We start from the raw sequence: 24,234 nt of genomic DNA, 5'->3' as shown, positions 1-24,234 counted from the left end.
TGCATTTTTTACCTTCTCTTTTGAATCAATTTTCTGCATCATTGATAATATTAACTTTTCGCTTCAGGGTGAGCTTATGTCTAACATTGATGCAACAGCCGTGGCACAGCGTATTGATACTGTGCTGGATATTCTTGTCGCAGGCGATTATCACTCTGCTATCCGTAACCTTGAAATCCTCAAGTCTGAACTGCTGGCTGAGAACGGCGCTGATAACGCTCCAGAATCCACTCAACCTAAAGCCCCGTGGGAAGTGTAGCCACGTCGTTTCCGCCCTTGCCTTTTAAATGGATGCTATGAATTCCCGACAACAAATCATTTTGCAGATGGTGATCGATCAGGGACGCGTAAGCGTGGTCGATCTCGCTAAAGCCACCGGCGTTTCTGAAGTCACCATTCGTCAGGATCTGAATCTGCTGGAAAAACAGAGCTACCTGCGGCGTGCGCACGGTTATGCCGTTCCACTGGACAGCGACGACGTCGAAACCCGCATGATGAACAATTATGCGCTCAAGCGGGAGCTGGCGGAGTTTGCTGCATCCTTAGTGAATAGCGGTGAGACCGTCTTTATTGAAAATGGCAGCAGTAACGCCCTTCTGGCGCGCACGCTCGCCGATCAAAAAGACGTTACCATCATCACCGTAAGCAGCTATATCGCCCATCTGTTGAAGGAAACTCAGTGCGAGGTGATACTGCTGGGCGGCATTTACCAGAAGAAAAGCGAAAGCATGGTGGGGCCATTAACGCGTCAATATGTTCAGCAGGTTCACTTCAGTAAAGCATTCATTGGTATTGACGGCTGGCAGCCCGACACCGGCTTTACTGGTCGCGACATGATGCGTTCAGACGTGGTTAACGCAGTACTCGCCAAAGAGTGTGAAGCGATAGTGCTGACCGACAGCTCTAAGTTTGGCGCCGTACACCCTTATACGATGGGTCCGGCTTCGCGCTTCAGCCGCGTGATCACGGATGAGCGTTTGCGCGATGAATATCGCCAGCAATTAGAACAAGACGGCCTGACTGTCGATATTGTGAAAAAAACGGCCTGATTATCCTGCTGCGCCCGAATAATGGGCGCACTTAAACCTTTCTCTGAGAGTATTCTGACCCTGCCTTTAAGAGTTTTTACCTGTTGAAACCGTTCTAAACACGTAAAATTAATATTAGCGATATAACAGGAAGTGACTATCACCTGCGTGATGATGAAACACCTGCGCGACCAGCTTTCACGGGAACAGAATTTAAGTATGGATATTGTCTATACTTAAAGTGCATTCCTTTCCGTGAATCGATAATTCAGGAGAAAGTATTATGACCTTTACCAGCAAAAAATTAGCCGCCGCTGTTCTGGCAATCACTGTAGCAATGTCCCTGAGCGCTTGCTCTAACTGGTCTAAACGTGACCGTAACACCGCGATTGGTGCCGGTGCTGGTGCGCTTGGTGGTGCAGTATTAACGGATGGTAGTACGCTGGGTACATTGGGTGGTGCTGCCGTAGGTGGTGTTATCGGTCACCAGGTGGGCAAATAATCACCATAACGGCTCTCACCGGTATAATAATATATTTTGTATTTTCAGGTCTGACTTACGCACGTTAAAAAAAGAGCCACGGCAATGTCCGTGGCTCATTTATTTTAGCCGCCCGCCAGTTTAACTTTCATTCCTTTGGCTTCCAGCAGCGTTTTAATTAAATCCCGTTTATCACCCTGAATCTCAATAATGCCGTCTTTTACTGCCCCACCGCATCCGCACTTCTTTTTAAGTTCAGCGGCGAGCTTTACCAGGTCTGCATCATCCAGATCAATGCCAGTGACAAGGCAAACCCCTTTACCTTTCCTGCCGCTGGTCTGGCGCTGAATTCGCACGATACCATCGCCTTTTGGACGTTCAGCTTTCTCTTTTGGCTCTTCAATGCGCCCGGTATCCGTTGAATAGACCAGACGACTGTTGGCGTCACGCATTATGCCCCCTTTTTCAGTGATGCATTAATCGCTTTCAGGGTCTCTGCCGGATGAGCGGATTGCGTCACCGGGCGACCAATCACCATATAGTCTACACCCGCGCTCAGCGCCTGCTCTGGCGTCATGATGCGTCGCTGATCCCCAGACTCGGTGCCTGCCGGACGGATACCTGGCGTTACCAGTTTAAAGTCGCGGCCTAGCACAGATTTGAAGCGAACCGCCTCCTGAGCCGAACAGACCACGCCATCGAGACCACACTGTTGCGTGAGGCGCGCCAGACGCTCCGCGTGTTCGGCAGGTGACAATGTCACACCCAGGTCGAGCAGGTCGGATTCATCCATACTGGTCAGCACGGTGACGGCGATCAGAAGCGGAGCGTCATTGCCAAACGGCACCAGCGCTTCGCGCGCAGCCGTCATCATACGTGCCCCGCCGGATGCATGAACGTTAACCATCCACACACCCAGTTCAGCCGCCGCAGCAACGGCGTGCGCAGTGGTATTTGGAATATCGTGGAATTTCAGGTCGAGGAAAACGTCGAAGCCACGCTGGTGCAGATCGCGGACGATTGACGGGCCGAACAGCGTAAACATCTCTTTGCCTACTTTCAGACGGCAATCGCGGGGATCAATGCCATCAACAAAGGCCAGTGCGGCGTCACGGTTATTGTAATCCAGAGCGACAACTACGGGAGAATCGGTAACTACGCGGGAAGTGGAGGATGTAACAGACGTCATGACCAGCCCTTTTCGTCTATGGGCGCGCAGCGGCGCGGAACAGATAAACGGCGTGCATTCTACCTGCCCTCGGGGTAAATGAACAGAATCGAATGCTTTTCCTGCCGAACCCCAGACCGCTCGGTGCTGACGAAATCACTGTAACCATTAGTATGTTGTAACTAAAATGAGGCGTTTTAAAAAATCACTGCCCGTCCAGACCTCGGATTGGCTTAATGGTGGACCACGCCCGGCAGGAAGGGCAATGCCAGTAAAGCGAATAGGCGGTGAAACCGCATTTCTGGCAGCGATAGCGCGGTTTGCTTCGCACCTGTTCACCCACCATGTCTCGCAGCACCATCAGGCTCTCTTTAGCGCGCCCTTCTTCTGCGTCATTAAGGTGGTAATCCATCAGCTTATGGAATACCCGCATGGTAGGATGACGCTGCAACTGACGGGTAATGTATACCTGGGCGGTATCACTCCCTTCGTGCTCTTCGACGACATCTGACAGCATCAGTTCGGCTGTGGCACCGGTGTTTTCTTCAACGCAGCGACGCAGAAACGCAACCCACTCGTCCTGCTTACCTAACTGCTGATAGCAGGTTTGCAGCATTTCCAGCGTTTCGCTGACCAGCTCTTTGTCCTGATCGATAACGCGAAGCAGGCTCTCCACGGCTCTGGCGTAATCACCGTTAGCCATAAAGACCCGCCCCATCATGATCGAGATGCGCGCGCTGTTGCGATCGGCCGCAGCGCCTTTCTTTAACAATGCCATGGCTTTATCCATGTCATCGCTACCCATCTGCTGGAGAGCCAGCTCGCAATAGAAGTGGGCAATTTCGACGCGTTGTTTGTCTTTACCGAGTTTGACCAGCCGTTCGGCGGTATCAATCGCTTTTTGCCAGTCGCTGGTGGCCTGATAGATTTGCAGAAGCTGCTGAAGCGCACCGATACGGAAGTCCGTCTCATCCACCAACTGAGAGAACATATCCTCGGCGCGATCGTAAAGCCCCGCAGCCATGTAATCCCGCCCAAGTTGCTGCACGGCCAGCAACCGTTGCTCATAGGTCAACGAAGCGCTTTCCATCAGGGTCTGGTGGATACGAATGGCACGGTCAACCTCTCCGCGCGAGCGGAACAGGTTTCCCAGGGTGAGATGCGCCTCAACGGTGCCGGTATCCTCTTTAAGCATGTCGAGGAACAGATCCACCGCTTTGTCCTGCTGATTGCTCAGCAGGAAGTTCACCCCCGCTACGTAGTCACGGGAGAGTCGGTTTGCTTCATCCTGTTTTGTTTGTTGCGCGCTTCTGCGGCCCATATACCAGCCATAGGCTGCGGCGACAGGCAAAAGCAGAAACAACAACTCCAGCATATTCGATTATTCCTTGACTACCGGCACACCAGAGCTCGCCGGAATGTCAGACGCAGGCGTAAGTTGATGTTCAAGTCGTTTAATTTTACGTTCAGCGCGAACAAGAGAAACACGAACCTTGAGCCAGAACAGGCCGCATACAAGCCAGCCGATGACAAAACCCGCCGCGAATAACACCGCCAGCAGGCTCGACACCCGGTACTCGCCCTGCGCCAGCAGATAGTTAAAACTTACCTGTTGATCGTTTTGCGCGCCCAATGTGACTGAAATGACAAAAATCGCCAACACCAGTAAGAAAATGAGTAAATATTTCACATGACTTCCCGTTATGTGGTTCGAGCGTATAAAGCGTGTTCAACTCACTGCAATCAGCCTTATAAGCTACCATTTTAGTGGCGGGCGCGAAATGGAAAAAGTAACGCGCCCTACATGGATTTATGGTCAAAATGCGGAATATCAACCTTCAGGTTCCGCCAGACTCCCTTTCGGCTATTTCTTCCTTCTCTTCCGGCGGCGGCGTCAATGGTCCACAAAAACGTTGTGCAAGCCAGGTCGCCAGCGTCACCAGTACCCACGAGATCAGCGTTGCCACCACCAAATCACGCGGCCAGTGCATCCCCAGCAGCATCCGGCTGCCCATTACGCCTGTCGCCCAGACCAGCAAAATCGCAATCGTGAGGGTACGCCGACGCGGCCACAGCAGTCCCACGCCAAGTAGCGCCCAGCTGGCAGCAAACATCGTATGCCCGGAAGGAAACGCAAAGCCGGTCTCTTTTTGCCAGTGTTTGCGTAAAAAGGTCGGGATATCCTGCTGTTCTGCAAGCTGCTCCTTTACCAACGCACCGCGATCTTTACGCTTTAAATTGTAGAACTCATCCACCGGAACATGATGCGTTTTTTCCAGCCAGACGACGAAAGGACGGGGTTCCTGCACACGATCCTTGACCCACGACTTCACCCCTTGCCCGATAAGTATGGCGCCGCCGAGAATAGCGAACAGTACCAGCGCCGCGCGAAGGCGAAAGCGCAGGCACCACAGGAACCAACCACAGAGCAGCACGTGCGTAATAATCCCCCACGGCTGGGTGACCGTCTCGGTTATCCAGTATAAGGCTTTCAGCCACGTCTCGTTTTGTCCGGGCTGCCACATCCAGCCGGAGAACCAAACGACCAGGGGTATAACGAGCAATACGGCGGCTCCTGCGGCCGTTCGTCTGGCAATTGAAAGCATGTCCTCTCCTTTTTCACTAAGCACCACAATCATAACTGAATTTCATCATTCTGGTGGATATGTCGGATTGTGCGTTTAACGTTTGTAAAGCGTGGTGGTGATTAGGTGAAGTTGCCGGGCTTGTGGCAAAATAGTCCGATACAGAAAGCATAATGGGGCAAAGGCACGAAACGTGTCAGCCTGGTCTGGAGAATCACATGCAGCTTAAACGTGTGGCAGAAGCCAAACTGCCAACCCCATGGGGCGATTTCCTGATGGTGGGTTTTGAAGAACTGGCAACCGGGCAAGATCACGTCGCCCTGGTGTTCGGCGACATTTCGGGGCAAACGCCGGTGCTGTCCCGCGTTCATTCAGAGTGTCTGACCGGTGACGCGCTGTTCAGCCTGCGCTGCGACTGCGGTTTTCAGCTTGAAGCCGCCCTTTCTCATATCGCAGAGGAAGGACGTGGCGTTCTGCTGTATCACCGTCAGGAAGGTCGCAATATTGGCCTGCTGAATAAAATCCGCGCCTACGCGTTGCAGGATCAGGGTTACGATACCGTCGAAGCGAACCATCAGCTCGGCTTTGCTGCTGACGAGCGCGATTTCACCCTGTGCGCGGATATGTTCAAGCTGCTGGGCGTGGACGAAGTGCGTCTGTTGACCAATAACCCGAAAAAAGTGGAAATCCTCACTGAAGCGGGCATCAATATTGTGGAACGCGTACCGCTGATTGTCGGCCGCAACCCGAAAAACGCGCACTACCTCGATACCAAAGCTGCCAAAATGGGGCATCTGCTGAGCGAGTAAACGCAAAACGCCCGGCACATGTGCCGGGCGAGTTTTATCAGTCCAGCATCTTACGAATCACATAATGTAAAATGCCGTCGTTCTGATAATAGGTCAGCTCTGTTGCCGTATCAATACGACACCGGCAATCCAGCACTTCTGTCGTTCCATCTGCGCGCGTTAACTTCACCGGAACGGTTTTACCCGGTTGCAGATTTTGCAGACCGCTGATATCAATCTGCTCTTCCCCGGTCAAACCCAGCGTTTTACGCGTTACGCCCTGCGGGAACTCCAGCGGCAGGATCCCCATCCCGATCAGGTTTGAGCGGTGGATACGTTCAAAGGATTCGGCAATCACCACGCGAACCCCGAGCAGACGCGGACCTTTTGCCGCCCAGTCGCGACTGGAACCGGAGCCGTACTCTTTACCGGCAATAACGGCCAGCGGCGTACCCTGCTGCTGATACTTCATGGCTGCGTCATAAATTGAAATGACCTCTGTATCCGGCAGGTGGCGCGTCATACCCCCTTCCACGCCTGGGACCATTTCATTGCGAATGCGGATGTTGGCAAAGGTCCCGCGCATCATCACTTCGTGGTTACCGCGGCGCGAACCGTAGGAGTTGAAATCGCGACGTTCCACGCCACGACTTTGCAGATACCGACCTGCCGGACTGTCCGCCTTAATGCTCCCCGCCGGAGAGATATGGTCGGTGGTGACGGAATCGCCCAGCATCGCCAGAATGCGCGCGCCGTGAATATCTTTCAGCGGTGCAGGCTCCGCCAGCATTTCGTCGAAGAATGGCGACAGGCGAATATAGGTGGAATCATCCTGCCAGTCATAGGTATCGGAACCCACCACGTCGATCGCTTTCCATTCCGCTGTGCCTTCGAACACTTCCGCATACTCTTTGCGGAACATCTCGGTGGAAACTTTCTCTACCGCGCGCGCAATTTCGCGCGATGATGGCCAGATGTCTTTCAGATAGACCGGTTCATTTTTGCGATCGTGACCAATCGGATCGGTCGCCAGGTTAATGTTCATGTTTCCGGCCAGCGCATAGGCTACAACCAGCGGCGGCGAGGCCAGCCAGTTGGTTTTCACCAGCGGATGAATACGCCCTTCAAAGTTTCGGTTACCGGAAAGTACCGCGCCAACGGTCAAATCCCCCTGCTTGATCGCCATTTCAATAGGTTCAGGCAGTGGACCAGAGTTACCGATGCAGGTCGTACAGCCGTAGCCCACCAGGTTAAAGCCCAGCTCGTCGAGGTAAGGCGTGAGTCTGGCCTGTGCCAGGTAATCGGATACCACTTTCGAACCAGGCGCCAGGGAGGCTTTAACCCAAGGCTGTGGCTTGAGCCCCAGCTCTACCGCTTTTTTTGCCAGCAGCCCGGCAGCCATTAACACACTCGGGTTGGACGTGTTGGTACAGGAAGTGATAGCGGCGATCACCACGGCGCCGTCAGGGAGCTGATACTGATGCCCGTTCAGAACATAGTCCACCGGACGGTGATCTTTTTGTGCGGCGTTAACTTCCAGCTCATTGCTGGCGGCAAAGGCTTTCGGAACGTTGCTCAGGGCGACGCGGTCCTGCGGACGTTTTGGCCCTGCGAGGCTTGCCTCAACGGTGCCCATATCCAGCTCCAGCGTACTGGTAAATACCGGCTCGTCACCCGGGTTACGCCACATGCCCTGCGCTTTGGTGTAGGCCTCAACGAGAGCCACCTGCTCCTCGCTGCGACCACTGAGGCGCATATACTCCAGCGTAACGCTATCAATCGGGAAAAAGCCGCAGGTCGCGCCATATTCCGGCGCCATGTTGGCGATGGTGGCCCGGTCCGCCAGCGGCAGTGAATCCAGACCATCGCCATAAAATTCAACGAATTTACCCACCACGCCATGCTTACGCAGCATCTGGGTGACCGTCAGAACCAGATCCGTGGCGGTAATGCCTTCGGACAACTTACCGGTCAGCTTAAAGCCCACCACATCGGGAATGAGCATTGATACCGGCTGGCCGAGCATGGCCGCTTCCGCTTCAATACCACCGACGCCCCAGCCCAGAACGCCAAGGCCGTTAATCATGGTGGTGTGTGAATCGGTGCCCACCAGCGTATCAGGGTAAGCCACCCACTCTTTATCCTGCAATTCACTCCAGACGGCTTTGCCAAGATATTCCAGGTTGACCTGGTGACAAATGCCGGTGCCCGGTGGAACAACGCTGAAGCGGCTGAATGCCTGCTGACCCCATTTCAGAAATACGTAGCGTTCATGGTTACGTTCCATCTCCAGACGGACGTTTTCGCCGAAAGCATCGTCGTCACCAAAGTGATCGACGGTGACGGAGTGGTCAATGACGAGGTCTACCGGGGACAAGGGGTTAACCTTAGCTGTATCGCCCCCGAGACGCTTAACGGCTTCACGCATAGCAGCTAAATCCACCACCGCTGGCACGCCGGTGAAATCCTGCATCAGCACTCTGGCCGGGCGATAGGCTATTTCTCTGTCTGCATGAGCATTTTTCAGCCACCCTGCCAGAGCCTGGATATCCTCCTCGGTAACCGAGTCGCCATCCTGCCAGCGCAAGAGGTTTTCCAGTAAGACTTTCAACGACTTGGGTAACCGCGAAATGTCCCCAAGCGTTCTGGCAGCCAGCGGTAAGCTGTAGTAGCGCCAGGTTTTATTTTCCGCCTGTAATGTGTCCTTACTGGCTTCGCGTAGGGTTAACGACATAAGCTCCTCCTTAAAAACAGGGATGTCCTGACAATCATCAGGGCTGTAATTAAAGATAACACAAAGATGTCGTAACGTTTTGATAACAACCCAAATTGATAAATTTAGGAATGGTCCAACGCGAGGGATAAAACAAAAACCCCGCCGTGGCGAGGTTTTACAATTTAGTGCAAGGCCAGCCAGAGGAGCTGACACCAGAAGAGGATCGACGCTGAGAATACGCCGAGCCATGACCAGTATTTTACGGTTGTCATGTTATTCATCATAGGGACACCAGACTTTAATTATTTAAGGTTGCGAGGTCTGCCCTCGTTCTATATTGCTGATGTGTATTTATTAAGGAGTACAAAAGTGCACAGTCTATATTCAGACTATTTGCATCATTACGCAAAAATCAAAATTATTGTTTTTTGGGTTCGTCTTCCGCGAACACATCAATAAAGGCCTGCTGCTGCGGCGTCAGTTTCCAGGAAGCTGGCACGCTGGTTGCTGGCGCCTTACGGGCTTTGTGAGCATTGTCACGAAGCTGACACATCTCTTTTCTCGCTTCTGTACGCACCGTCATGACCATAATCAACCCCAGTAATTCCAGACAAGAAGAGCAACCACCACCCAGAACAGGGCAGAGCCAAGAAAGACCGCCAGCCAGGCTTTACGCTTAAGCGCGGGATCCCTTTGCGGTTCTTCACTTCCTGACGGCATTGCTAACCTCATACAATCGATATCGCTTATCATTTAGAGACCAAACAATTGGCACAAGTAATCATCTGATGAGATAAATCCTAAAGAAACTTTAGCCGAAAAGCCAGTGAATTTACGTATCCGAGCCCGGGAAAATTCAATCTTTTGACCAGAAATAAATAATTGAAAAGAATAATTTGCACAGCTGTAAATTAGTTTCTACTTTTGTCGCAAATTTGCGACAGTAAAACCATAGTCATCAAATGGGTTATGACGATATATGACAGTGGGCGTAGATGATGATAATTCTAATTCAGGTTTAAAGCGGAATCACGGTATCTTTCCGCAAGAGAAAGATACCGGGAGTGATTATTTGGCGGGAAGTTTAATGTCTTTGAACATCTCTTCGATGTCTTCATTGGAGCGTAACGCCACAGCTGTATCCACCACATCGCGCGTTAAATGTGGCGCAAAGCGTTGAATAAAATCATACATATAGCTGCGCAGGAATGTGCTGCGACGAAAACCTATCTTGGTGGTGCTGTGACTGAAAATATCATGCGCATCCAGACGCACCAGATCCGGGTCTGAGACAGGATCCACCGCCATGCTGGCAATAACCCCAACGCCCAGGCCCAGACGCACATACGTTTTTATGACGTCCGCATCCGTCGCCGTAAAGACAATCCGTGGCGTTAATCCGGCGCGGTTAAACGCGGTGTCCAGTTCAGACCGGCCCGTAAAGCCGAACGTATAGGTCACCAGCGGGTATTGCGCCAGTTCTTCGATTGTCACTTCGCCCTTCCCCGCCAGCGGGTGATCCGGGGTCACGACAATAGAGCGGTTCCAGTGGTAGCACGGGAGCATGACCAGATCATCGTACAGATGGAGCGCTTCCGTCGCGATAGCGAAGTCTGCATTGCCTTTAGACACGGCCTCTGCGATTTGCGTCGGTGATCCCTGATGCATATGCAGGGAAACGCGGGGATAGCGTTCTATGAAGCCTTTGATCACCCCGGGAAGCGCATAACGCGCCTGTGTATGCGTGGTGGCAATATACAGAGAGCCTTTATCCGGCCAGGTATGTTCCCCGGCGACGGATTTAATGGCGTCGACTTTGGAGAGCACTTCCCGTGCGATGCGTATGATTTCCTGTCCTGCCGGGGTGACCTGAGTCAGGTGCTTACCGCTGCGGGCAAATATCTGAATACCTAACTCATCCTCCAGCATACGCACCTGCTTACTAATGCCGGGCTGAGAGGTATAAAGACCTTCTGCGGTGGAAGAGACATTGAGGTTATGATTGACGACCTCAACGATATAGCGAAGCTGCTGTAATTTCATGCCAGACCATCCGATTTAGCGCATGCGTCAATCGCTTAAGACGATTTGATAATAAGAAACGGGTTAACTATAACCACTATATCATTTATAGCCAGGCTGTATAGTACGGAAAAAAAAATAATAACTACGTAATAAAAAAGGGCCGGAAGTCCGGCCCTTTTACAGGTAAGTTACGGTAAGGGAAGATTATTTCTTGCCTTCAACCCATTTCCCGTCGACAAAGAAGGCTGACCATCCGGTCGCTTTGCCCTCTTTCTCTGCCGCCACGTACTGCTGCTTCGTTTTACGGCTGAAGCGCACCACGGTTTTGTTGCCTTCCGGATCCTGCTGTGGCGCATCGGCCAGGTAACGCAGTTTCTCCGGCAGACGGTCGCGGAAGCGGTACAGCTCTTCTACCAGCGGCGCACGGGTTTCGCGCGATTTCGGGAAGGTGTTGGCCGCCAGGAATACCCCGGCAGCACCGTCACGCAGCACGAAATACGCGTCTGACTTCTCGCACGGTAGCTCTGGAAGCGGAACCGGATCTTCCTTCGGCGGCGCAACTTCACCGTTACGCAGGATCTTACGCGTGTTTTTACAGTCGTCGTTGGTGCATGCCATGTACTTACCGAAGCGTCCCATTTTCAGGTGCATTTCGGAACCACATTTCTCACACTCAACGATTGGACCGTCATAGCCCTTAATACGGAACTCACCTTCTTCGATCTCATAACCATCGCAGGTCGGGTTATTGCCACAAACGTGCAGTTTGCGTTTTGGATCGATCAGGTAGCTGTCCATCGCCGTGCCGCATTTCTTACAGCGGCGTTTGGCGCGCAGTGCGTTGGTCTCCGCATCGTCACCTTCCAGCACGTTGAGAACTTCGTTCTCCGGCACGAGGTTGATGGTGGTTTTGCAACGCTCTTTCGGCGACAGCGCATAACCAGAGCAACCGAGGAACACGCCCGTGGTCGCGGTACGGATCCCCATTTTACGGCCACAGGTTGGGCAGTCGATGCTGGTCAGCACCATCTGGTTAGGCAGCATGCCGCCCTCTTCAGGATCTTTCTCGGCTTTCTCAAGCTGATTGGTAAAATCGCTGAAGAAGCTGTCGAGAACTTTCTTCCACTCTGCCTTATGGCTGGCAACCTCATCGAGGCTGTCTTCCATCTGCGCGGTGAAGTCATAGTTCATTAACTCGCGGAAGTTCGCTTCCAGACGGTCGGTGACAATCTCACCCATTTTTTCAGCATAGAAACGACGGTTCTCGACGCGAACGTATCCACGATCCTGAATGGTCGAAATGATTGACGCATAGGTGGACGGGCGACCGATGCCGCGTTTTTCCAGCTCTTTCACCAGCGATGCTTCGCTGAAGCGCGCAGGTGGCTTGGTGAAGTGCTGAGCCGGGACCAGATCAACCAGCGACAGCTCGTCACCTTTGTTGACTGAAGGCAGCGTTCTGTCTTCATCACCTTTACGCAACGCTGGCATCACTTTTGTCCAGCCGTCGAAGCGCAGAATGCGGCCGCGCGCTTTCAGGCGGAAATCACCCGCGCCGACGGTCAGCGTGGTGGAGTCGTATTTCGCTGGCGTCATCTGGCAGGCTACGAACTGGCGCCAGATCAGCTGATACAGCTTCTGGGCGTCCGCTTCCATATCTTTCAGCGATTCAGCCAGAACGGAAACGTCAGAAGGACGAATCGCTTCGTGCGCTTCCTGAGAATTCTCTTTGCTGGCGTACTGATTAGGCCCGTCCGGCAGGTATTTCTTACCGAAGTTGTCCTCGATATAGCCACGCACCATGTTGACAGCGTCCTGGCTCAGGTTGGTGGAGTCAGTACGCATGTAGGTGATGTAACCCGCTTCATACAAGCGCTGGGCCATCATCATGGTTTTCTTCACGCCGTAACCCAGACGGGTACTTGCCGCCTGCTGGAGAGTTGACGTGATAAACGGTGCGCCAGGCTTGCTGCTGGTTGGTTTATCTTCACGATCCAGAACCTGATAACGCGCTTTTTCCAGCAGCGCCACGGCGGCCATGGTCTGATCGCGATTTTCAGGACGGAACGGTTTGTCGTTGTGATGGCTCACCTGCAACGGCAGCGCATCGCCGCCCGGCGTGGTGACATTCGCATCCACTTCCCAGAACTCTTCCGGGACGAACGCTTTGATCTCGCGTTCACGCTCAACAACAAGACGAACAGCCACAGACTGCACACGCCCCGCAGACAGGCCGCGAGCGACCTTTTTCCACAGCAAAGGCGAGACCATGTAGCCTACAACGCGGTCCATAAAGCGACGCGCCTGCTGAGCGTTAACACGGTCGATATTCAGTTCACCCGGCTTTTCAAACGCCTGACGAATCGCATTCTTTGTAATTTCGTTGAACACTACACGGCTGTAGCGTTTGTCATCACCCCCGATCACTTCCCGCAGGTGCCATGCAATGGCCTCCCCTTCGCGGTCAAGGTCGGTTGCGAGATAAATGTGGTCTGCTTTTTCAGCAAGCTGTTTCAGCTCGTTAACGACTTTTTCTTTGCCTGGCAGCACTTCGTAATGTGCATCCCAGTTGTGCCATGGGTTAACACCCATGCGGTTGACAAGCGCGCTACGTTCATCCTTTTTAGGCTTTTTAGCCCCTTTGGTGGAGGTAGAGTCTGCGCTCTTTTTGCTGGCTGAGCCACTGGTCGGCAAATCGCGAATGTGACCAACGCTGGACTTAACCACGTAGTCATTGCCCAGATATTTATTGATCGTTTTGGCTTTTGCCGGGGACTCAACGATGACGAGAGCTTTACCCATATTCACCTTTACCTAATTTAATTCTTCCAGGAATACGCCGCACGTTGATTTCCCTTCCGCTGACGACGAGCCATTGATATTGCGACATCGTCAGGGGATATCAACCCCTATGTGTTACCGAACGTCAGAATGGCGACATCCAGGTCATTGAGTTTTCGGGTATTTTTCTCACATCAAAGTTCATTCGTGACGAATTCCCGGTCGAATGTCAAGCAATTCTGTTGCCAGAATGACGAAAGCGCACACTGTACCTGATAAAATTCGTTACGCAACTTTATTAGCATGCAAAAGCAAATCCCGCCAGCCAGCCCCTGTTTCTTATCCCCTCGGATAACAGGGAAAATTTGCCCCCGAAGCGACCCAGGCGTAGACTATTGTCACTGTTTAAGGAGTGGAATATGCAGAATACGACCCAACCCATTGACCGAGCTTCATTGCTTATCGAAGCAAACAAACTCATTCGCGACCATGAAGACACCCTGGCGGGAATTGAAGCGACTGGCGTGGAACAACGTAATGGCGTGCTGGTGTTCAGCGGTGAATACTTCCTTGATGAACAAGGGCTACCCACCCCGAAAAGCACCGCCGTGTTTAACATGTTTAAATACCTGGCGCATACCCTCTCAGAGAAGTACCACCTGGTCGATTAAAACGAAAACGCGAGGCATCTGCCTCGCGTTTTTCTTTACAGCAGCGGCTTTTGGCCGCGCTGCAACCAGCGTAGCAGCAGGCGATCAGCGCTTTCTGCCGCGCTATTGGTAAAACGGTCGAGCAGGCGCTTACGTCGGGTGAAGCGCACCCCCACCAGCTCACGGCCTTCCATCAGGTTGAGCAGGAGGTCATCGCTGGTACCCACTTCATCCACCAGCCCTTTCTCCTGCGCCTGCGTGCCGTACCAGTGTTCGCCCGTAGCCACCTGCTCAATGTCCAGCGTTGGGCGCATGCGGTGCACGAAATCTTTGAACAGATGGTGGGTTTCGTTCAGATCTTCCCGGAATTTCTGCCGTCCCTCTTCGGTATTTTCGCCGAGCAGCGTCAGCGTACGTTTGTACTGACCCGCCGTATGCAGTTCGATGTCGATCTCTTTATTTTTCAGGAAACGATTGAAGTTAGGGATCTGCGCGACCACCCCAATCGAGCCGATAATGGAGAACGGTGCCGCGACGATTTTATCCGCCACGCACGCCATCATATAGCCGCCACTCGCCGCGACCTTATCTACCGCAACGGTGAGCGGGATCTGTTTATCCCGCAGACGTTGTAACTGCGAAGCCGCCAGTCCATACCCATGCACTACGCCGCCCGGGCTTTCAAGGCGTACCACCACCTGATCCTGGGCTGTCGCCACGGCCAGCACCGCCGTCACTTCTTCACGCAGAGAGGAGACTTCATGCGCATCCATGCTACCTTTAAAATCGAGCACATAGACGCGCGGTTTTGCGTCAGCCTGTGGCGTGGCGAGCTTAGCTTTCGCCTTCGCGGCTTTGGCGTCCTGCTTATGTTTTTTCTTCTGGGCTTTTAGCCACAGCTTCTGTTGATGATCGTCAAGCAGCGCCAGAGACATCTCCTCCTGCATCTCTTTATACTGCTCGCTCAGGCGGGTAATGCGTAACTCACCACGCTGACGCTTACGCTGCGTCAGGTTGACAATCAGGACGGCAATCACCGCGACAGCAATAACCACCGTCGCGATTTTGGCCAAAAACAACCCATACTGAGAAAGTAATTCCACGCGTTCCACCTTGATTTAACCACGAATCTTTCACGCCAGTGTACAACAGCCCTGCGCAGGCGTCTCGCTCTGGACATTACCTCTGCGAGGCGGCTTCAGGAATCCCCCGCTTCTGGTTTAAATCTTTGCAAATTGTTAATTTCCCAGCGTTCTGTCCTGTAGACTGATTGAATTCTGACGCTGTTTCGGGCATAAAGCCGAAAAGTCATAAATAAAGGTGCAAGTCACGCCCAATGCGCCTGAGGAGCCACCGTGCATTATCAGCCACAAAAAAACCTTCTACAGAACCGCATCATTCTGGTTACCGGTGCCAGCGACGGGATTGGTCGCGAAGCGGCGCTGACTTATTCTGAATACGGTGCGAGCCTTATTTTGCTGGGACGTAATGAAGAAAAGCTCAAAGCCGTCGCCCGTGAAATCGAAAACGCCGGCGGTACCCCCACGCCCTGGTATACGCTCGATCTGCTGACCTGCACGCCAGCGTCATGTCAGGCCCTTGCCCAGCGTATCAGCACGCATTATCCGCGTCTGGACGGCGTACTGCACAACGCGGGGTTACTGGGCGAAGTGCGCCCGATGGATGAACAGGATCCGGAAATTTGGCAGCAGGTGATGCAGGTTAACGTCAACGGGACGTTTTTCCTGACCCAGGCCTTGCTTCCTTTATTACTCAACTCCGATTCCGGCTCGCTGGTATTTACCTCCTCCAGCGTGGGGCGTCAGGGGCGTGCGAACTGGGGGGCTTACGCCGTCTCAAAATTTGCCACCGAAGGAATGATGCAGGTGCTGGCCGAAGAGTACCAAAGCCGCCACCTGCGGGTTAACTGTATTAATCCAGGCGGTACGCGCACCAAAATGCGCGCCAGCGCCTTCCCGACAGAAGATCCGCAGAAGCTTAAAACCCCGGCCGATATCATGCCCCTTTACCTGTGGCTGATGGGTGACGACAGCCGTCGCAAAACCGGAATGACCTTCGATGCCCAGCCAGGCCGCAAACCGGGGATATCGCAATGAGTGATGATCGTCATCAGCAGCGCCAGCAGCGTCTGAAAGAACAGGTTGATGCACGCGTGGCGGCCGCTCAGGACGAGCGCGGTATCCTCATCGTGTTCACCGGCAACGGCAAAGGCAAAACCACCGCCGCATTTGGGACCGCCACCCGCGCAGTCGGGCATGGGCAGAAAGTGGGCGTGATCCAGTTTATCAAGGGTGAATGGCCCAACGGCGAGCGTAATCTGCTCGAGCCGCATGGCGTTGAGTTTCAGGTAATGGCAACCGGTTTTACCTGGGATACCCAGAACCGGAAAACCGATACCGCAGCCTGCCTCGCCGTCTGGGAGCATGCAAAAAGAATGCTTTCAGACCCGTCGCTGAACATGGTGTTGCTGGATGAGATCACCTATATGGTGGCGTATGACTACCTGCCGCTGCAAGCCGTGCTGGAGGCCCTCAGGAACCGCCCTGCACACCAGACGGCGATCGTCACGGGGCGCGGGTGTCATCGGGACATTCTGGAGCTGGCCGATACCGTCAGCGAGCTGCGTCCGGTTAAGCATGCGTTCGATGCGGGTATCAAAGCGCAAATTGGGATTGATTACTGAAAAAAAAGCCCGGTATATTCACCGGGCTTTTCAATTAACCGTTGTTATTACGGCTGCCAGAGCGGCGATTGCTGCTGACCTGGCTGTGACGTTTCACCGCACGGCGGATTTGATTCGCCTTCATGCGACGACGATCTTTCTCTACCGCCACTTTCGACGTGGTTTCTGGCGTCAGGCCAACCAGATCGCGCAGGTAGTTGGTTTGCGTCAGATCCAGTTCGGTATAGCCGCCACGTGGCAGGCCTTTCGGCAGCAGAATGTCGCCATAGCGGACGCGAATCAAGCGACTCACCTGGACACCGACCGCTTCCCACAGTCGACGCACCTCGCGGTTACGTCCCTCTGTCAGGGTAACGTTGTACCACTGGTTAATGCCTTCACCACCGGTAAACTTGATGGTTTTGAACGCCGCAGGGCCGTCCTCCAGCTGAACACCACGCGACAGGTCGCGCAGTTTGTTCTCATCAACCTGGCCGAAAACACGAACGGCGTATTCACGTTCCACTTCACGACTCGGGTGCATCAGACGGTTTGCCAGTTCACCATCGGTGGTGAACAGCAGCAGGCCACAGGTGTTCACGTCCAGACGGCCTACGGCAATCCAGCGGGCGCCACGCAATTTTGGCAGACGGTCAAACACCGTCGGGCGACCTTCCGGGTCGTTGCGGGTACACAGTTCGCCTTCCGGCTTGTAGTAAGCCAGTACGCGGCAGATCTGTTCAGCAGACTCTTTCACGGAGATAAGATGGCCGTCAATGCGGATCTTCAGCCCCGGTACGATTTCAACGCGGTCACCGAGCGTGGCGATTTTACCGTCCACACTCACGCGGCCTGCTTCAATAATGGCTTCGATTTCACGGCGCGAACCGTGGCCGGCGCGCGCCAGCACTTTCTGTAACTTCTCGCTCATTGAGCTTCCTCAGGTGTCGCCTTCACAGGCGTCGAATCAGGTCAAAAGCAGGGCGGCGCCCTGCTTTGATGGCCGCGTAGTATATCTGCTTACACCCTTACAAGAAAGGCTTAACATCGCCCACGCCTTCACGAATCACTTCTGGCGCGTCTTCGGTGAGATCCACCACGGTGGTCGGCTGCTGACCAAGATAGCCGCCATGAATAATCAGCTCCACCACCTTCTCCAGACGATCTTTGATCTCTTCCGGGTCGGACTCGGTAAACTCACTGCCCGGCAGCATCAGCGATGTGGAGAGCATCGGCTCGCCGAGGGTTTCCAGTAGCGCCTGGGCAATCGGGTTCGACGGCACGCGCATGCCGATGGTTTTACGTTTTTCCTGCAACAGACGACGCGGCACCTCTTTTGTCCCCTTCAGAATGAAGGTGTAGTTACCCGGCGTGTTGTTTTTAATCAGACGAAAGGCCACGTTATCAACATAAGCATAGGTCGACAGCTCAGAGAGATCGCGACACATCAGGGTGAAGTTGTGGCCATCCGGCAGCTGGCGGATGCGACAGATGTGCTCCATCGCCCCTTTATCCTCAATTTTACAGCCCAGCGCGTAGCCAGAATCGGTTGGGTAGACAATAACGCCGCCTTTGCGGACGATCTCCACGGCCTGATTAATCAGACGTGGCTGGGGGTTATCCGGATGGATATAGAAAAACTGACTCATACTTCCCTCTCTTCAATTTGCTGTGGCTGTTCCCAGAGCTGCCAGACAGGCTCAACGCCCGCGGGTAACCAGAGCTTGCGCCCCAGTTCAATCCACGCGCAGGGCTGATGGAAATCTGAACCCTGTGACCCAAGCAGACCAAACTGACGGGCGTAGGTCGCGAGCTGCGAACGCTCATTGGGTGCCTGCTGACACTGGGCAACTTCCATCGCCTCACCGCCGCATTCGGCAAAGTGTGCCAGCAGTCTTTTCAGCCATTTAGCAGAAAGATTATACCGCCCCGGATGGGCCAGCACGGCCTTACCGCCAGAATGATGAATCACATCAATAGCTTGTTTTATTGTACACCACTGTGGGGGAACGTATCCGGTTTTCCCGCGCGCCAGATACTTTTTAAAGACATTCGCCATGGTCGTCGCCTTACCGGCATCCACCAGAAAACGGGCGAAATGGCCGCGCGTCACCGCCCCACCGTTCGCCAGCGTTCGCGCGCCTTCCAGCGCACCGGGAATATGCGCTTTTTCCAGACGTTCGCCAATCATCTCCGCGCGTTGATTGCGGCGTGTTTTTTGTTCTTGCAAAAAAGCACGTATGGCCGGATGTTCTGTATCGATATTCAGGCCAACGATATGAATTTCGTGGTTTTCCCAGACCGTCGAGATCTCAACCCCGGCCACCAGATCCAGCGCCAGTCCGCTGCGGGCAATCTCGGCGCGCGCGGCAGGAATGCCGTCAGTGGTATCGTGATCGGTTATTGCCAGCGTGCCGACACGCATTTCAACGGCGCGATGGACCAGAGCTTCGGGTGTCAGCAGGCCATCTGAAGCCTGCGTATGGCTATGTAAATCATAAATTACGGCGTAGGTGATATCGCTCAAAGCACTTCCCATAACAGGTTGGAGACATCCGAAGCCCCTATGATACCGACTAACCGTGAAATACTGAAATCAGGGGTTGACAACACGCCATCGAACTAGTTAACTAGTACGCAAGTTCACACGAGAAAGGTATCTGAAAATGACAGCACATTTCGCTCTGCACGGTTGGTGGCGTACTTCCTGATCTTCGGGCAGTGTCACACGTCTGCGATAAGCAAACAGATACCCGGCCCGCTCCTAAGCGGGCTTTTTTTTGAACAGAATATGAGAACAACAACATGCAAACAGCCAAACCCCACCTCGAACTACTGACCTGCGAGGCGGCCTATCGCCATAACCCTACCGCGCTGTTTCATCAGGTGTGCGGCGCACGTCCCGCGACGCTGCTGCTGGAGTCAGCTGATATCGACAGTAAGGACGACCTCAAAAGCCTGCTGCTGGTTGACAGCGCGCTGCGCATTACCGCGTTAGGTGACACCGTCACTATCAGGGCGTTGTCTGACAATGGCGCGTCGCTCCTGCCGCTGCTGGATGCGGCGCTGCCTTCAGGCATTGAAAATGAACGCCACCCGGACCTGCGTATTCTGCATTTCCCGCCGGTGAGCCAGCTGCTGGATGAGGATGCCCGCCTCTGCTCGCTCTCCGTTTTTGACGCCTTTCGCCTGCTGCAAAATCTGGTGGCCGTGCCGGAAGTTGAGCGCGAAGCAATGTTTTTTGGCGGGCTGTTTGCTTACGACCTGGTTGCTGGCTTTGAAGATTTACCGGAAACCGAGCAGGGAAACCGCTGCCCGGACTACTGTTTCTACCTGGCCGAAACCCTGCTGGTGATCGACCATCAGAAAAAATATACCCGCATCCAGGCCAGCCTTTTCACTCCGTCTGAGTCTGAGAAAAATCGCCTCGCGCAGCGCATCGCCCAACTGCAACAGCAGATGTCAGAAGCACCGCCCGCGCTCCCGGTGCAGCGTGTTGAAAAGATGACCTGCGAGGTGAGTCAGACCGACGATCAGTACGGCGCGGTGGTACGTCAGATGCAAAAAGCGATTCGTGCCGGGGAGATTTTCCAGGTAGTGCCGTCCCGTCGCTTCACACTGCCCTGCCCGTCGCCGCTGGCGGCTTACGATGTGCTGAAAAAGAGCAACCCAAGCCCGTACATGTTCTTTATGCAGGACAATGATTTCACCCTGTTTGGCGCGTCGCCGGAAAGCTCCCTCAAGTACGACGCCACCAGCCGCCAGATTGAGATCTACCCGATAGCGGGAACCCGTCCACGCGGCCGTCGTGCCGATGGCTCCCTGGACCGCGATCTCGACAGCCGCATCGAACTTGAAATGCGTACCGACCATAAAGAGCTCTCCGAACACCTGATGCTGGTTGACCTGGCGCGTAACGATCTGGCACGTATTTGCACCCCAGGCAGCCGCTACGTGGCGGACCTGACCAAAGTCGACCGCTACTCCTTCGTCATGCACCTGGTATCCCGCGTGGTGGGTGAACTGCGCCACGACCTCGACGTTCTGCATGCCTACCGCGCCTGCATGAACATGGGCACCCTGAGCGGCGCGCCGAAAGTCCGCGCTATGCAGTTGATCGCCGAAGCGGAAGGACGCCGTCGCGGCAGCTACGGTGGTGCCGTGGGCTATTTCACCGCTCACGGTGACCTTGATACCTGCATCGTGATCCGCTCCGCCTACGTTGAGGACGGCATTGCCACCGTCCAGGCCGGGGCCGGGATTGTGCTGGATTCTGTTCCGCAGTCGGAAGCCGACGAAACCCGCAGTAAAGCGCGCGCGGTACTGCGCGCCATTGCTACCGCACACCATGCACAGGAGATTTTCTGATGGCTGACATTCTGCTGCTCGATAATATCGACTCCTTTACCTACAACCTGGCAGATCAGCTGCGTGCGAATGGTCACAATGTCGTTATCTATCGCAACCACGTTCCGGCCCAGACGCTAATTGACCGTCTGGCGACCATGCAAAACCCGGTGCTGATGCTCTCCCCGGGCCCAGGCGCACCGAGCGAAGCAGGCTGTATGCCTGAGCTGTTGACCCGTATGCGCGGCAAGCTGCCGATTATCGGCATCTGCCTCGGCCACCAGGCGATTGTCGAAGCCTACGGCGGTTACGTGGGTCAGGCGGGGGAGATCCTCCATGGTAAAGCGTCAAGTATTGAACATGACGGTCAGGCGATGTTTACCGGTCTGCCGAACCCGCTTCCGGTAGCGCGTTACCACTCGCTGGTCGGCAGCAACATTCCGGCCGGGCTGACCATTAACGCCTCGTTTGAAGGGATGGTGATGGCGGTGCGTCACGATGCGGATCGCGTCTGCGGGATGCAGTTCCACCCGGAATCTATCCTGACGTCCAACGGCGCGCGTCTGCTGGAGCAAACGCTCGACTGGGCGCTACAAAAGCTGGAGCAGACCAACACCCTGCAACCGATTCTGGAAAAACTGTATCAGGCTCAGACCCTGAGCCAGCAGGAGAGCCATCAGCTGTTCTCCGCCGTCGTGCGCGGCGAGCTGAAGCCTGAGCAGCTGGCCGCTGCGCTGGTGAGCATGAAGGTACGTGGCGAAAGCCCGCATGAGATCGCCGGCGCGGCAACCGCGCTGCTGGAAAATGCCGCCCCGTTCCCGCGACCGGACTATCCGTTTGCCGATATTGTCGGGACCGGTGGCGACGGCAGTAACAGTATCAATATTTCCACCGCCAGCGCCTTTGTGGCCGCGGCATGCGGTCTGAAGGTGGCGAAACACGGCAACCGCAGCGTGTCCAGCCGTTCAGGATCGTCCGACCTGCTGGCGGCTTTCGGTATCAACCTGGACATGAACGCCGAGCGTTCCCGTGAAGCGCTGGATGACCTGGGCGTCTGTTTCCTGTTTGCGCCGAAGTATCACACCGGTTTCCGCCACGCGATGCCGGTTCGCCAGCAGCTCAAAACCCGTACGCTGTTTAACGTGCTCGGTCCACTCATTAACCCGGCGCACCCGCCGCTGGCGCTGATTGGCGTTTACAGCCCGGAACTGGTCCTGCCGATTGCGGAGACGCTGCGCGTCCTCGGTTACCAACGCGCCGCCGTGGTACACAGCGGCGGGATGGATGAAGTTTCCCTGCATGCGCCCACGCTGGTGGCGGAACTGAATAACGGCGAAGTGCTGAACTATCAGCTTGAGGCCGCTGACTTCGGGTTGACCCCGTACCATCAGGACGCCCTGGCGGGCGGCACGCCGGAAGAAAACCGTGACATTCTCACGCGCTTATTACAAGGTAAAGGTGAGGCCGCCCATGAGGCCGCCGTGGCGGCCAACGTAGCCATGCTGATGCGTTTACATGGCGAGGAAGATCTGAAAGCCAACGCCCAAAAAGTTCTGGACGTACTGCGCTCCGGTGCAGCTTACGATCGCGTTACCGCACTTGCGGCAAGAGGGTAAATAATGCAGACCGTTTTAGCGAAAATCGTCGCCGATAAGGCCATCTGGGTGGAAGCCCGTAAGCAACAGCAGCCGCTCGCCAGTTTTCAGAACGACGTCGTTCCGAGCAGCCGTCGTTTTTATGATGCGCTCCAGGGCGTGCGTACCGCGTTTATTCTGGAGTGTAAAAAAGCGTCTCCGTCCAAAGGCGTGATCCGCGACGATTTCGACCCGGCGCGTATTGCCGGTATCTACAAGCATCATGCGTCTGCCATTTCTGTGCTGACGGATGAGAAATATTTCCAGGGCAGCTTCGATTTTCTGCCCGTTGTCAGCGGCATCGCGCCGCAGCCGATTCTGTGCAAAGACTTTATTATCGACCCGTATCAGATCTGGCTGGCGCGCTTTTACCAGGCAGATGCCTGCCTGCTGATGCTCTCCGTTCTGGATGACGAGCAGTATCGCCAGCTCTCCGCCGTCGCGCACAGCCTGAATATGGGCGTGCTGACCGAAGTGAGCAACGAAGAGGAGCTGGAGCGCGCCATCGCGCTGGAAGCCAAAGTGGTCGGCATTAACAACCGCGACCTGCGCGACCTGTCGATTGACCTCAACCGTACGCGCCAGCTTGCGCCGCGTCTGGGCGCGGGCGTCACGGTGATCAGCGAATCCGGGATTAACAGCTACGCTCAGGTGCGCGAACTCAGCCACTTTGCCAACGGTTTCCTGATCGGCTCCGCGATGATGGAACACGACGATCTTAATGCGGCCGTGCGCCGCGTGCTGTTGGGTGAGAACAAAGTCTGCGGCCTGACCCGTGCCCAGGATGCGCAGGCCGCATATGAAGCGGGCGCAATCTATGGTGGTCTGATCTTTGTCGAGTCCTCTCCTCGCGCAGTAAATGAAGAACAGGCGCGCAAGGTGATCGCGGCTGCGCCACTGAGCTACGTGGGCGTGTTCCGCACTGCGGATATTAACGACGTTGCGGCAAAAGCGGACGCGTTATCCCTGAGCGCGGTCCAGCTGCACGGCGATGAAGATCAGGCGTACATCGATGCTCTGCGACATGTTCTGGCGCCTCAGGTTCAGATCTGGAAAGCGCAAAGCGTTGGCGCCACCCTGCCCGCGCGTAACCTGAAGCATGTTGATAAATACGTGCTCGACAACGGCCAGGGCGGCACGGGGCAGCGTTTTGACTGGTCACTGCTGCGTGGCGAAGTGCTGGACAATGTCCTGCTGGCAGGGGGATTAAGCCCCGATAACTGTGTCGAAGCGGCCAAAACCGGCTGCGCCGGCCTCGATTTCAATTCAGGCGTAGAGTCCCAACCGGGCATTAAAGACGCCAGCAAGCTGGCATCGGTATTTAAAACTCTGCGTGCATATTAAGGAA

26 protein-coding genes and 1 other annotated feature are annotated in these 24,234 nt (G+C 54.7%); of the genes, 11 read left to right on the top strand and 15 right to left on the bottom strand.

What is annotated here, in order from left to right:
• Nucleotides 1–76 precede the first annotated feature (76 nt).
• From IPZ49_RS14100 to osmB, 3 genes are all read left to right on the top strand, one after another.
• The gene (locus IPZ49_RS14100) at nucleotides 77–259 is read left to right on the top strand and encodes a hypothetical protein (RefSeq protein ID WP_003856825.1); all 183 of its coding nucleotides are present in this window, start codon (nucleotides 77–79) and stop codon (nucleotides 257–259) included.
• A 37-nt stretch (nucleotides 260–296) separates the two neighbouring features.
• Nucleotides 297–1,049, top strand: coding sequence for a DNA-binding transcriptional regulator YciT (locus tag IPZ49_RS14095; protein ID WP_023296713.1), 753 nt, complete (start codon nucleotides 297–299; stop codon nucleotides 1,047–1,049).
• Between the two features lie 262 nt (nucleotides 1,050–1,311).
• Nucleotides 1,312–1,530: an osmotically-inducible lipoprotein OsmB gene (gene osmB, locus IPZ49_RS14090; RefSeq protein ID WP_017384212.1), complete on the top strand. Its 219-nt coding sequence runs from the start codon at nucleotides 1,312–1,314 to the stop codon at nucleotides 1,528–1,530.
• A gap of 104 nt (nucleotides 1,531–1,634) precedes the next feature.
• Here osmB and yciH read toward each other — a convergent pair whose 3' ends face one another.
• The 5 genes from yciH to pgpB all read right to left on the bottom strand — a co-directional run bounded on the left by yciH (nucleotide 1,635) and on the right by pgpB (nucleotide 5,283).
• Nucleotides 1,635–1,961: a stress response translation initiation inhibitor YciH gene (yciH, locus tag IPZ49_RS14085; RefSeq protein ID WP_003856822.1), complete on the bottom strand. Its 327-nt coding sequence runs from the start codon at nucleotides 1,959–1,961 to the stop codon at nucleotides 1,635–1,637.
• The gene (pyrF, locus tag IPZ49_RS14080; RefSeq protein WP_049134436.1) at nucleotides 1,961–2,698 is read right to left on the bottom strand and encodes an orotidine-5'-phosphate decarboxylase; all 738 of its coding nucleotides are present in this window, start codon (nucleotides 2,696–2,698) and stop codon (nucleotides 1,961–1,963) included. Before pyrF ends, yciH begins: the two co-directional genes overlap by 1 nt.
• A 184-nt stretch (nucleotides 2,699–2,882) precedes the next feature.
• Nucleotides 2,883–4,052, bottom strand: a complete 1,170-nt coding sequence (lapB, locus tag IPZ49_RS14075) for a lipopolysaccharide assembly protein LapB (RefSeq protein ID WP_049134440.1) — start codon at nucleotides 4,050–4,052, stop codon at nucleotides 2,883–2,885.
• Nucleotides 4,053–4,058: 6 nt separating this feature from the next.
• The gene (locus IPZ49_RS14070) at nucleotides 4,059–4,367 is read right to left on the bottom strand and encodes a LapA family protein (protein ID WP_003856817.1); all 309 of its coding nucleotides are present in this window, start codon (nucleotides 4,365–4,367) and stop codon (nucleotides 4,059–4,061) included.
• Between the two features lie 148 nt (nucleotides 4,368–4,515).
• On the bottom strand, nucleotides 4,516–5,283 hold the full coding sequence (gene pgpB / locus IPZ49_RS14065) for a phosphatidylglycerophosphatase B (protein WP_003856815.1): 768 nt from the start codon (nucleotides 5,281–5,283) through the stop codon (nucleotides 4,516–4,518).
• 197 nt (nucleotides 5,284–5,480) lie between these two features.
• On the opposite strand from pgpB, the gene ribA reads away from it, so the two are divergent.
• Nucleotides 5,481–6,071, top strand: coding sequence for a GTP cyclohydrolase II (gene ribA / locus IPZ49_RS14060; protein ID WP_003856813.1), 591 nt, complete (start codon nucleotides 5,481–5,483; stop codon nucleotides 6,069–6,071).
• 37 nt (nucleotides 6,072–6,108) lie between these two features.
• On the opposite strand, the gene acnA is transcribed toward ribA, so the two are convergent.
• The 6 genes from acnA to topA all read right to left on the bottom strand — a co-directional run bounded on the left by acnA (nucleotide 6,109) and on the right by topA (nucleotide 13,593).
• Nucleotides 6,109–8,784, bottom strand: a complete 2,676-nt coding sequence (acnA, locus tag IPZ49_RS14055; RefSeq protein ID WP_017693321.1) for an aconitate hydratase AcnA — start codon at nucleotides 8,782–8,784, stop codon at nucleotides 6,109–6,111.
• A gap of 164 nt (nucleotides 8,785–8,948) precedes the next feature.
• Nucleotides 8,949–9,047: a small membrane protein YmiC gene (gene ymiC / locus IPZ49_RS23205; RefSeq protein ID WP_032103392.1), complete on the bottom strand. Its 99-nt coding sequence runs from the start codon at nucleotides 9,045–9,047 to the stop codon at nucleotides 8,949–8,951.
• Between the two features lie 137 nt (nucleotides 9,048–9,184).
• Nucleotides 9,185–9,349 (bottom strand): hypothetical protein, encoded by a 165-nt coding sequence (locus IPZ49_RS14050; RefSeq protein ID WP_162183706.1) that lies wholly within the window; start codon nucleotides 9,347–9,349, stop codon nucleotides 9,185–9,187.
• Between the two features lie 8 nt (nucleotides 9,350–9,357).
• Entirely contained in the window at nucleotides 9,358–9,498 is a 141-nt protein-coding gene (locus tag IPZ49_RS14045; RefSeq protein ID WP_213083754.1) for a YmiA family putative membrane protein, read from the bottom strand.
• 336 nt (nucleotides 9,499–9,834) lie between these two features.
• Entirely contained in the window at nucleotides 9,835–10,809 is a 975-nt protein-coding gene (gene cysB, locus IPZ49_RS14040; protein WP_006810844.1) for an HTH-type transcriptional regulator CysB, read from the bottom strand.
• 186 nt (nucleotides 10,810–10,995) lie between these two features.
• On the bottom strand, nucleotides 10,996–13,593 hold the full coding sequence (gene topA, locus IPZ49_RS14035) for a type I DNA topoisomerase (RefSeq protein WP_017384217.1): 2,598 nt from the start codon (nucleotides 13,591–13,593) through the stop codon (nucleotides 10,996–10,998).
• A 398-nt stretch (nucleotides 13,594–13,991) separates the two neighbouring features.
• Here topA and IPZ49_RS14030 point away from each other — a divergent pair, with 398 nt between their 5' ends.
• Entirely contained in the window at nucleotides 13,992–14,243 is a 252-nt protein-coding gene (locus IPZ49_RS14030; RefSeq protein WP_003856804.1) for a YciN family protein, read from the top strand.
• A gap of 35 nt (nucleotides 14,244–14,278) precedes the next feature.
• On the opposite strand, the gene sohB is transcribed toward IPZ49_RS14030, so the two are convergent.
• Nucleotides 14,279–15,325 carry a protease SohB gene (gene sohB, locus IPZ49_RS14025; RefSeq protein WP_023296716.1) on the bottom strand — a complete coding sequence of 349 codons (1,047 nt, stop codon included), beginning with the start codon at nucleotides 15,323–15,325 and terminating at the stop codon, nucleotides 14,279–14,281.
• Between the two features lie 252 nt (nucleotides 15,326–15,577).
• Here sohB and IPZ49_RS14020 point away from each other — a divergent pair, with 252 nt between their 5' ends.
• Both IPZ49_RS14020 and cobO read left to right on the top strand, forming a co-directional pair.
• The gene (locus IPZ49_RS14020; RefSeq protein ID WP_017384219.1) at nucleotides 15,578–16,339 is read left to right on the top strand and encodes a YciK family oxidoreductase; all 762 of its coding nucleotides are present in this window, start codon (nucleotides 15,578–15,580) and stop codon (nucleotides 16,337–16,339) included.
• A complete protein-coding gene (gene cobO, locus IPZ49_RS14015; protein ID WP_063932752.1) occupies nucleotides 16,336–16,926 on the top strand; it encodes a cob(I)yrinic acid a,c-diamide adenosyltransferase in 591 nt (196 codons plus the stop codon). The genes IPZ49_RS14020 and cobO overlap by 4 nt, the downstream gene beginning before the upstream one ends.
• Nucleotides 16,927–16,960: 34 nt before the next feature.
• Here cobO and rluB read toward each other — a convergent pair whose 3' ends face one another.
• The 3 genes from rluB to rnm form a co-directional block, all read right to left on the bottom strand.
• Entirely contained in the window at nucleotides 16,961–17,836 is an 876-nt protein-coding gene (rluB, locus tag IPZ49_RS14010) for a 23S rRNA pseudouridine(2605) synthase RluB (RefSeq protein ID WP_003856794.1), read from the bottom strand.
• Nucleotides 17,837–17,933: 97 nt separating this feature from the next.
• The gene (locus IPZ49_RS14005; protein WP_058672278.1) at nucleotides 17,934–18,554 is read right to left on the bottom strand and encodes an L-threonylcarbamoyladenylate synthase; all 621 of its coding nucleotides are present in this window, start codon (nucleotides 18,552–18,554) and stop codon (nucleotides 17,934–17,936) included.
• Nucleotides 18,551–19,444 (bottom strand): RNase AM, encoded by an 894-nt coding sequence (gene rnm / locus IPZ49_RS14000; protein WP_047637202.1) that lies wholly within the window; start codon nucleotides 19,442–19,444, stop codon nucleotides 18,551–18,553. Before rnm ends, IPZ49_RS14005 begins: the two co-directional genes overlap by 4 nt.
• 127 nt (nucleotides 19,445–19,571) lie before the next feature.
• Here rnm and trpL point away from each other — a divergent pair, with 127 nt between their 5' ends.
• The 4 genes from trpL (at nucleotide 19,572) to trpCF (ending at nucleotide 24,230) form a co-directional block, all read left to right on the top strand.
• Nucleotides 19,572–19,616 carry a trp operon leader peptide gene (trpL, locus tag IPZ49_RS13995; protein WP_071524153.1) on the top strand — a complete coding sequence of 15 codons (45 nt, stop codon included), beginning with the start codon at nucleotides 19,572–19,574 and terminating at the stop codon, nucleotides 19,614–19,616.
• Nucleotides 19,593–19,687 (top strand) — a sequence feature (Trp leader region). (Overlaps the previous gene by 24 nt.)
• Nucleotides 19,688–19,710: 23 nt before the next feature.
• On the top strand, nucleotides 19,711–21,273 hold the full coding sequence (locus IPZ49_RS13990) for an anthranilate synthase component 1 (RefSeq protein ID WP_017384222.1): 1,563 nt from the start codon (nucleotides 19,711–19,713) through the stop codon (nucleotides 21,271–21,273).
• Nucleotides 21,273–22,868, top strand: a complete 1,596-nt coding sequence (trpD, locus tag IPZ49_RS13985) for a bifunctional anthranilate synthase glutamate amidotransferase component TrpG/anthranilate phosphoribosyltransferase TrpD (RefSeq protein ID WP_193762850.1) — start codon at nucleotides 21,273–21,275, stop codon at nucleotides 22,866–22,868. The genes IPZ49_RS13990 and trpD overlap by 1 nt, the downstream gene beginning before the upstream one ends.
• A gap of 3 nt (nucleotides 22,869–22,871) precedes the next feature.
• Nucleotides 22,872–24,230, top strand: a complete 1,359-nt coding sequence (trpCF, locus tag IPZ49_RS13980) for a bifunctional indole-3-glycerol-phosphate synthase TrpC/phosphoribosylanthranilate isomerase TrpF (RefSeq protein WP_062937822.1) — start codon at nucleotides 22,872–22,874, stop codon at nucleotides 24,228–24,230.
• Nucleotides 24,231–24,234 lie beyond the last annotated feature (4 nt).

Origin of the sequence: Enterobacter cloacae complex sp. S2 (assembly GCF_015159675.1) — a bacterium.
Classification (GTDB): domain Bacteria; phylum Pseudomonadota; class Gammaproteobacteria; order Enterobacterales; family Enterobacteriaceae; genus Enterobacter; species Enterobacter intestinihominis.
Note: the sequence above shows the minus strand (reverse complement) of the source record. Positions and strands in the feature narration are given on the sequence as shown.

What these genes read in the sequence shown, in the direction of transcription:
- ymiC (WP_032103392.1), bottom strand. Translation starts at nt 9,047, where the DNA reads ATGAATAACATGACAACCGTAAAATACTGGTCATGGCTCGGCGTATTC.
- osmB (WP_017384212.1), top strand. Translation starts at nt 1,312, where the DNA reads ATGACCTTTACCAGCAAAAAATTAGCCGCCGCTGTTCTGGCAATCACT.
- IPZ49_RS14095 (WP_023296713.1), top strand. Translation starts at nt 297, where the DNA reads ATGAATTCCCGACAACAAATCATTTTGCAGATGGTGATCGATCAGGGA.
- IPZ49_RS14030 (WP_003856804.1), top strand. Translation starts at nt 13,992, where the DNA reads ATGCAGAATACGACCCAACCCATTGACCGAGCTTCATTGCTTATCGAA.
- ribA (WP_003856813.1), top strand. Translation starts at nt 5,481, where the DNA reads ATGCAGCTTAAACGTGTGGCAGAAGCCAAACTGCCAACCCCATGGGGC.
- pgpB (WP_003856815.1), bottom strand. Translation starts at nt 5,283, where the DNA reads ATGCTTTCAATTGCCAGACGAACGGCCGCAGGAGCCGCCGTATTGCTC.
- yciH (WP_003856822.1), bottom strand. Translation starts at nt 1,961, where the DNA reads ATGCGTGACGCCAACAGTCGTCTGGTCTATTCAACGGATACCGGGCGC.
- IPZ49_RS14005 (WP_058672278.1), bottom strand. Translation starts at nt 18,554, where the DNA reads ATGAGTCAGTTTTTCTATATCCATCCGGATAACCCCCAGCCACGTCTG.
- IPZ49_RS13990 (WP_017384222.1), top strand. Translation starts at nt 19,711, where the DNA reads ATGCAAACAGCCAAACCCCACCTCGAACTACTGACCTGCGAGGCGGCC.
- IPZ49_RS14050 (WP_162183706.1), bottom strand. Translation starts at nt 9,349, where the DNA reads ATGACGGTGCGTACAGAAGCGAGAAAAGAGATGTGTCAGCTTCGTGAC.
- IPZ49_RS14045 (WP_213083754.1), bottom strand. Translation starts at nt 9,498, where the DNA reads ATGAGGTTAGCAATGCCGTCAGGAAGTGAAGAACCGCAAAGGGATCCC.
- pyrF (WP_049134436.1), bottom strand. Translation starts at nt 2,698, where the DNA reads ATGACGTCTGTTACATCCTCCACTTCCCGCGTAGTTACCGATTCTCCC.
- trpCF (WP_062937822.1), top strand. Translation starts at nt 22,872, where the DNA reads ATGCAGACCGTTTTAGCGAAAATCGTCGCCGATAAGGCCATCTGGGTG.
- topA (WP_017384217.1), bottom strand. Translation starts at nt 13,593, where the DNA reads ATGGGTAAAGCTCTCGTCATCGTTGAGTCCCCGGCAAAAGCCAAAACG.
- IPZ49_RS14100 (WP_003856825.1), top strand. Translation starts at nt 77, where the DNA reads ATGTCTAACATTGATGCAACAGCCGTGGCACAGCGTATTGATACTGTG.
- rnm (WP_047637202.1), bottom strand. Translation starts at nt 19,444, where the DNA reads ATGGGAAGTGCTTTGAGCGATATCACCTACGCCGTAATTTATGATTTA.
- lapB (WP_049134440.1), bottom strand. Translation starts at nt 4,052, where the DNA reads ATGCTGGAGTTGTTGTTTCTGCTTTTGCCTGTCGCCGCAGCCTATGGC.
- cobO (WP_063932752.1), top strand. Translation starts at nt 16,336, where the DNA reads ATGAGTGATGATCGTCATCAGCAGCGCCAGCAGCGTCTGAAAGAACAG.
- trpD (WP_193762850.1), top strand. Translation starts at nt 21,273, where the DNA reads ATGGCTGACATTCTGCTGCTCGATAATATCGACTCCTTTACCTACAAC.
- rluB (WP_003856794.1), bottom strand. Translation starts at nt 17,836, where the DNA reads ATGAGCGAGAAGTTACAGAAAGTGCTGGCGCGCGCCGGCCACGGTTCG.
- acnA (WP_017693321.1), bottom strand. Translation starts at nt 8,784, where the DNA reads ATGTCGTTAACCCTACGCGAAGCCAGTAAGGACACATTACAGGCGGAA.
- cysB (WP_006810844.1), bottom strand. Translation starts at nt 10,809, where the DNA reads ATGAAATTACAGCAGCTTCGCTATATCGTTGAGGTCGTCAATCATAAC.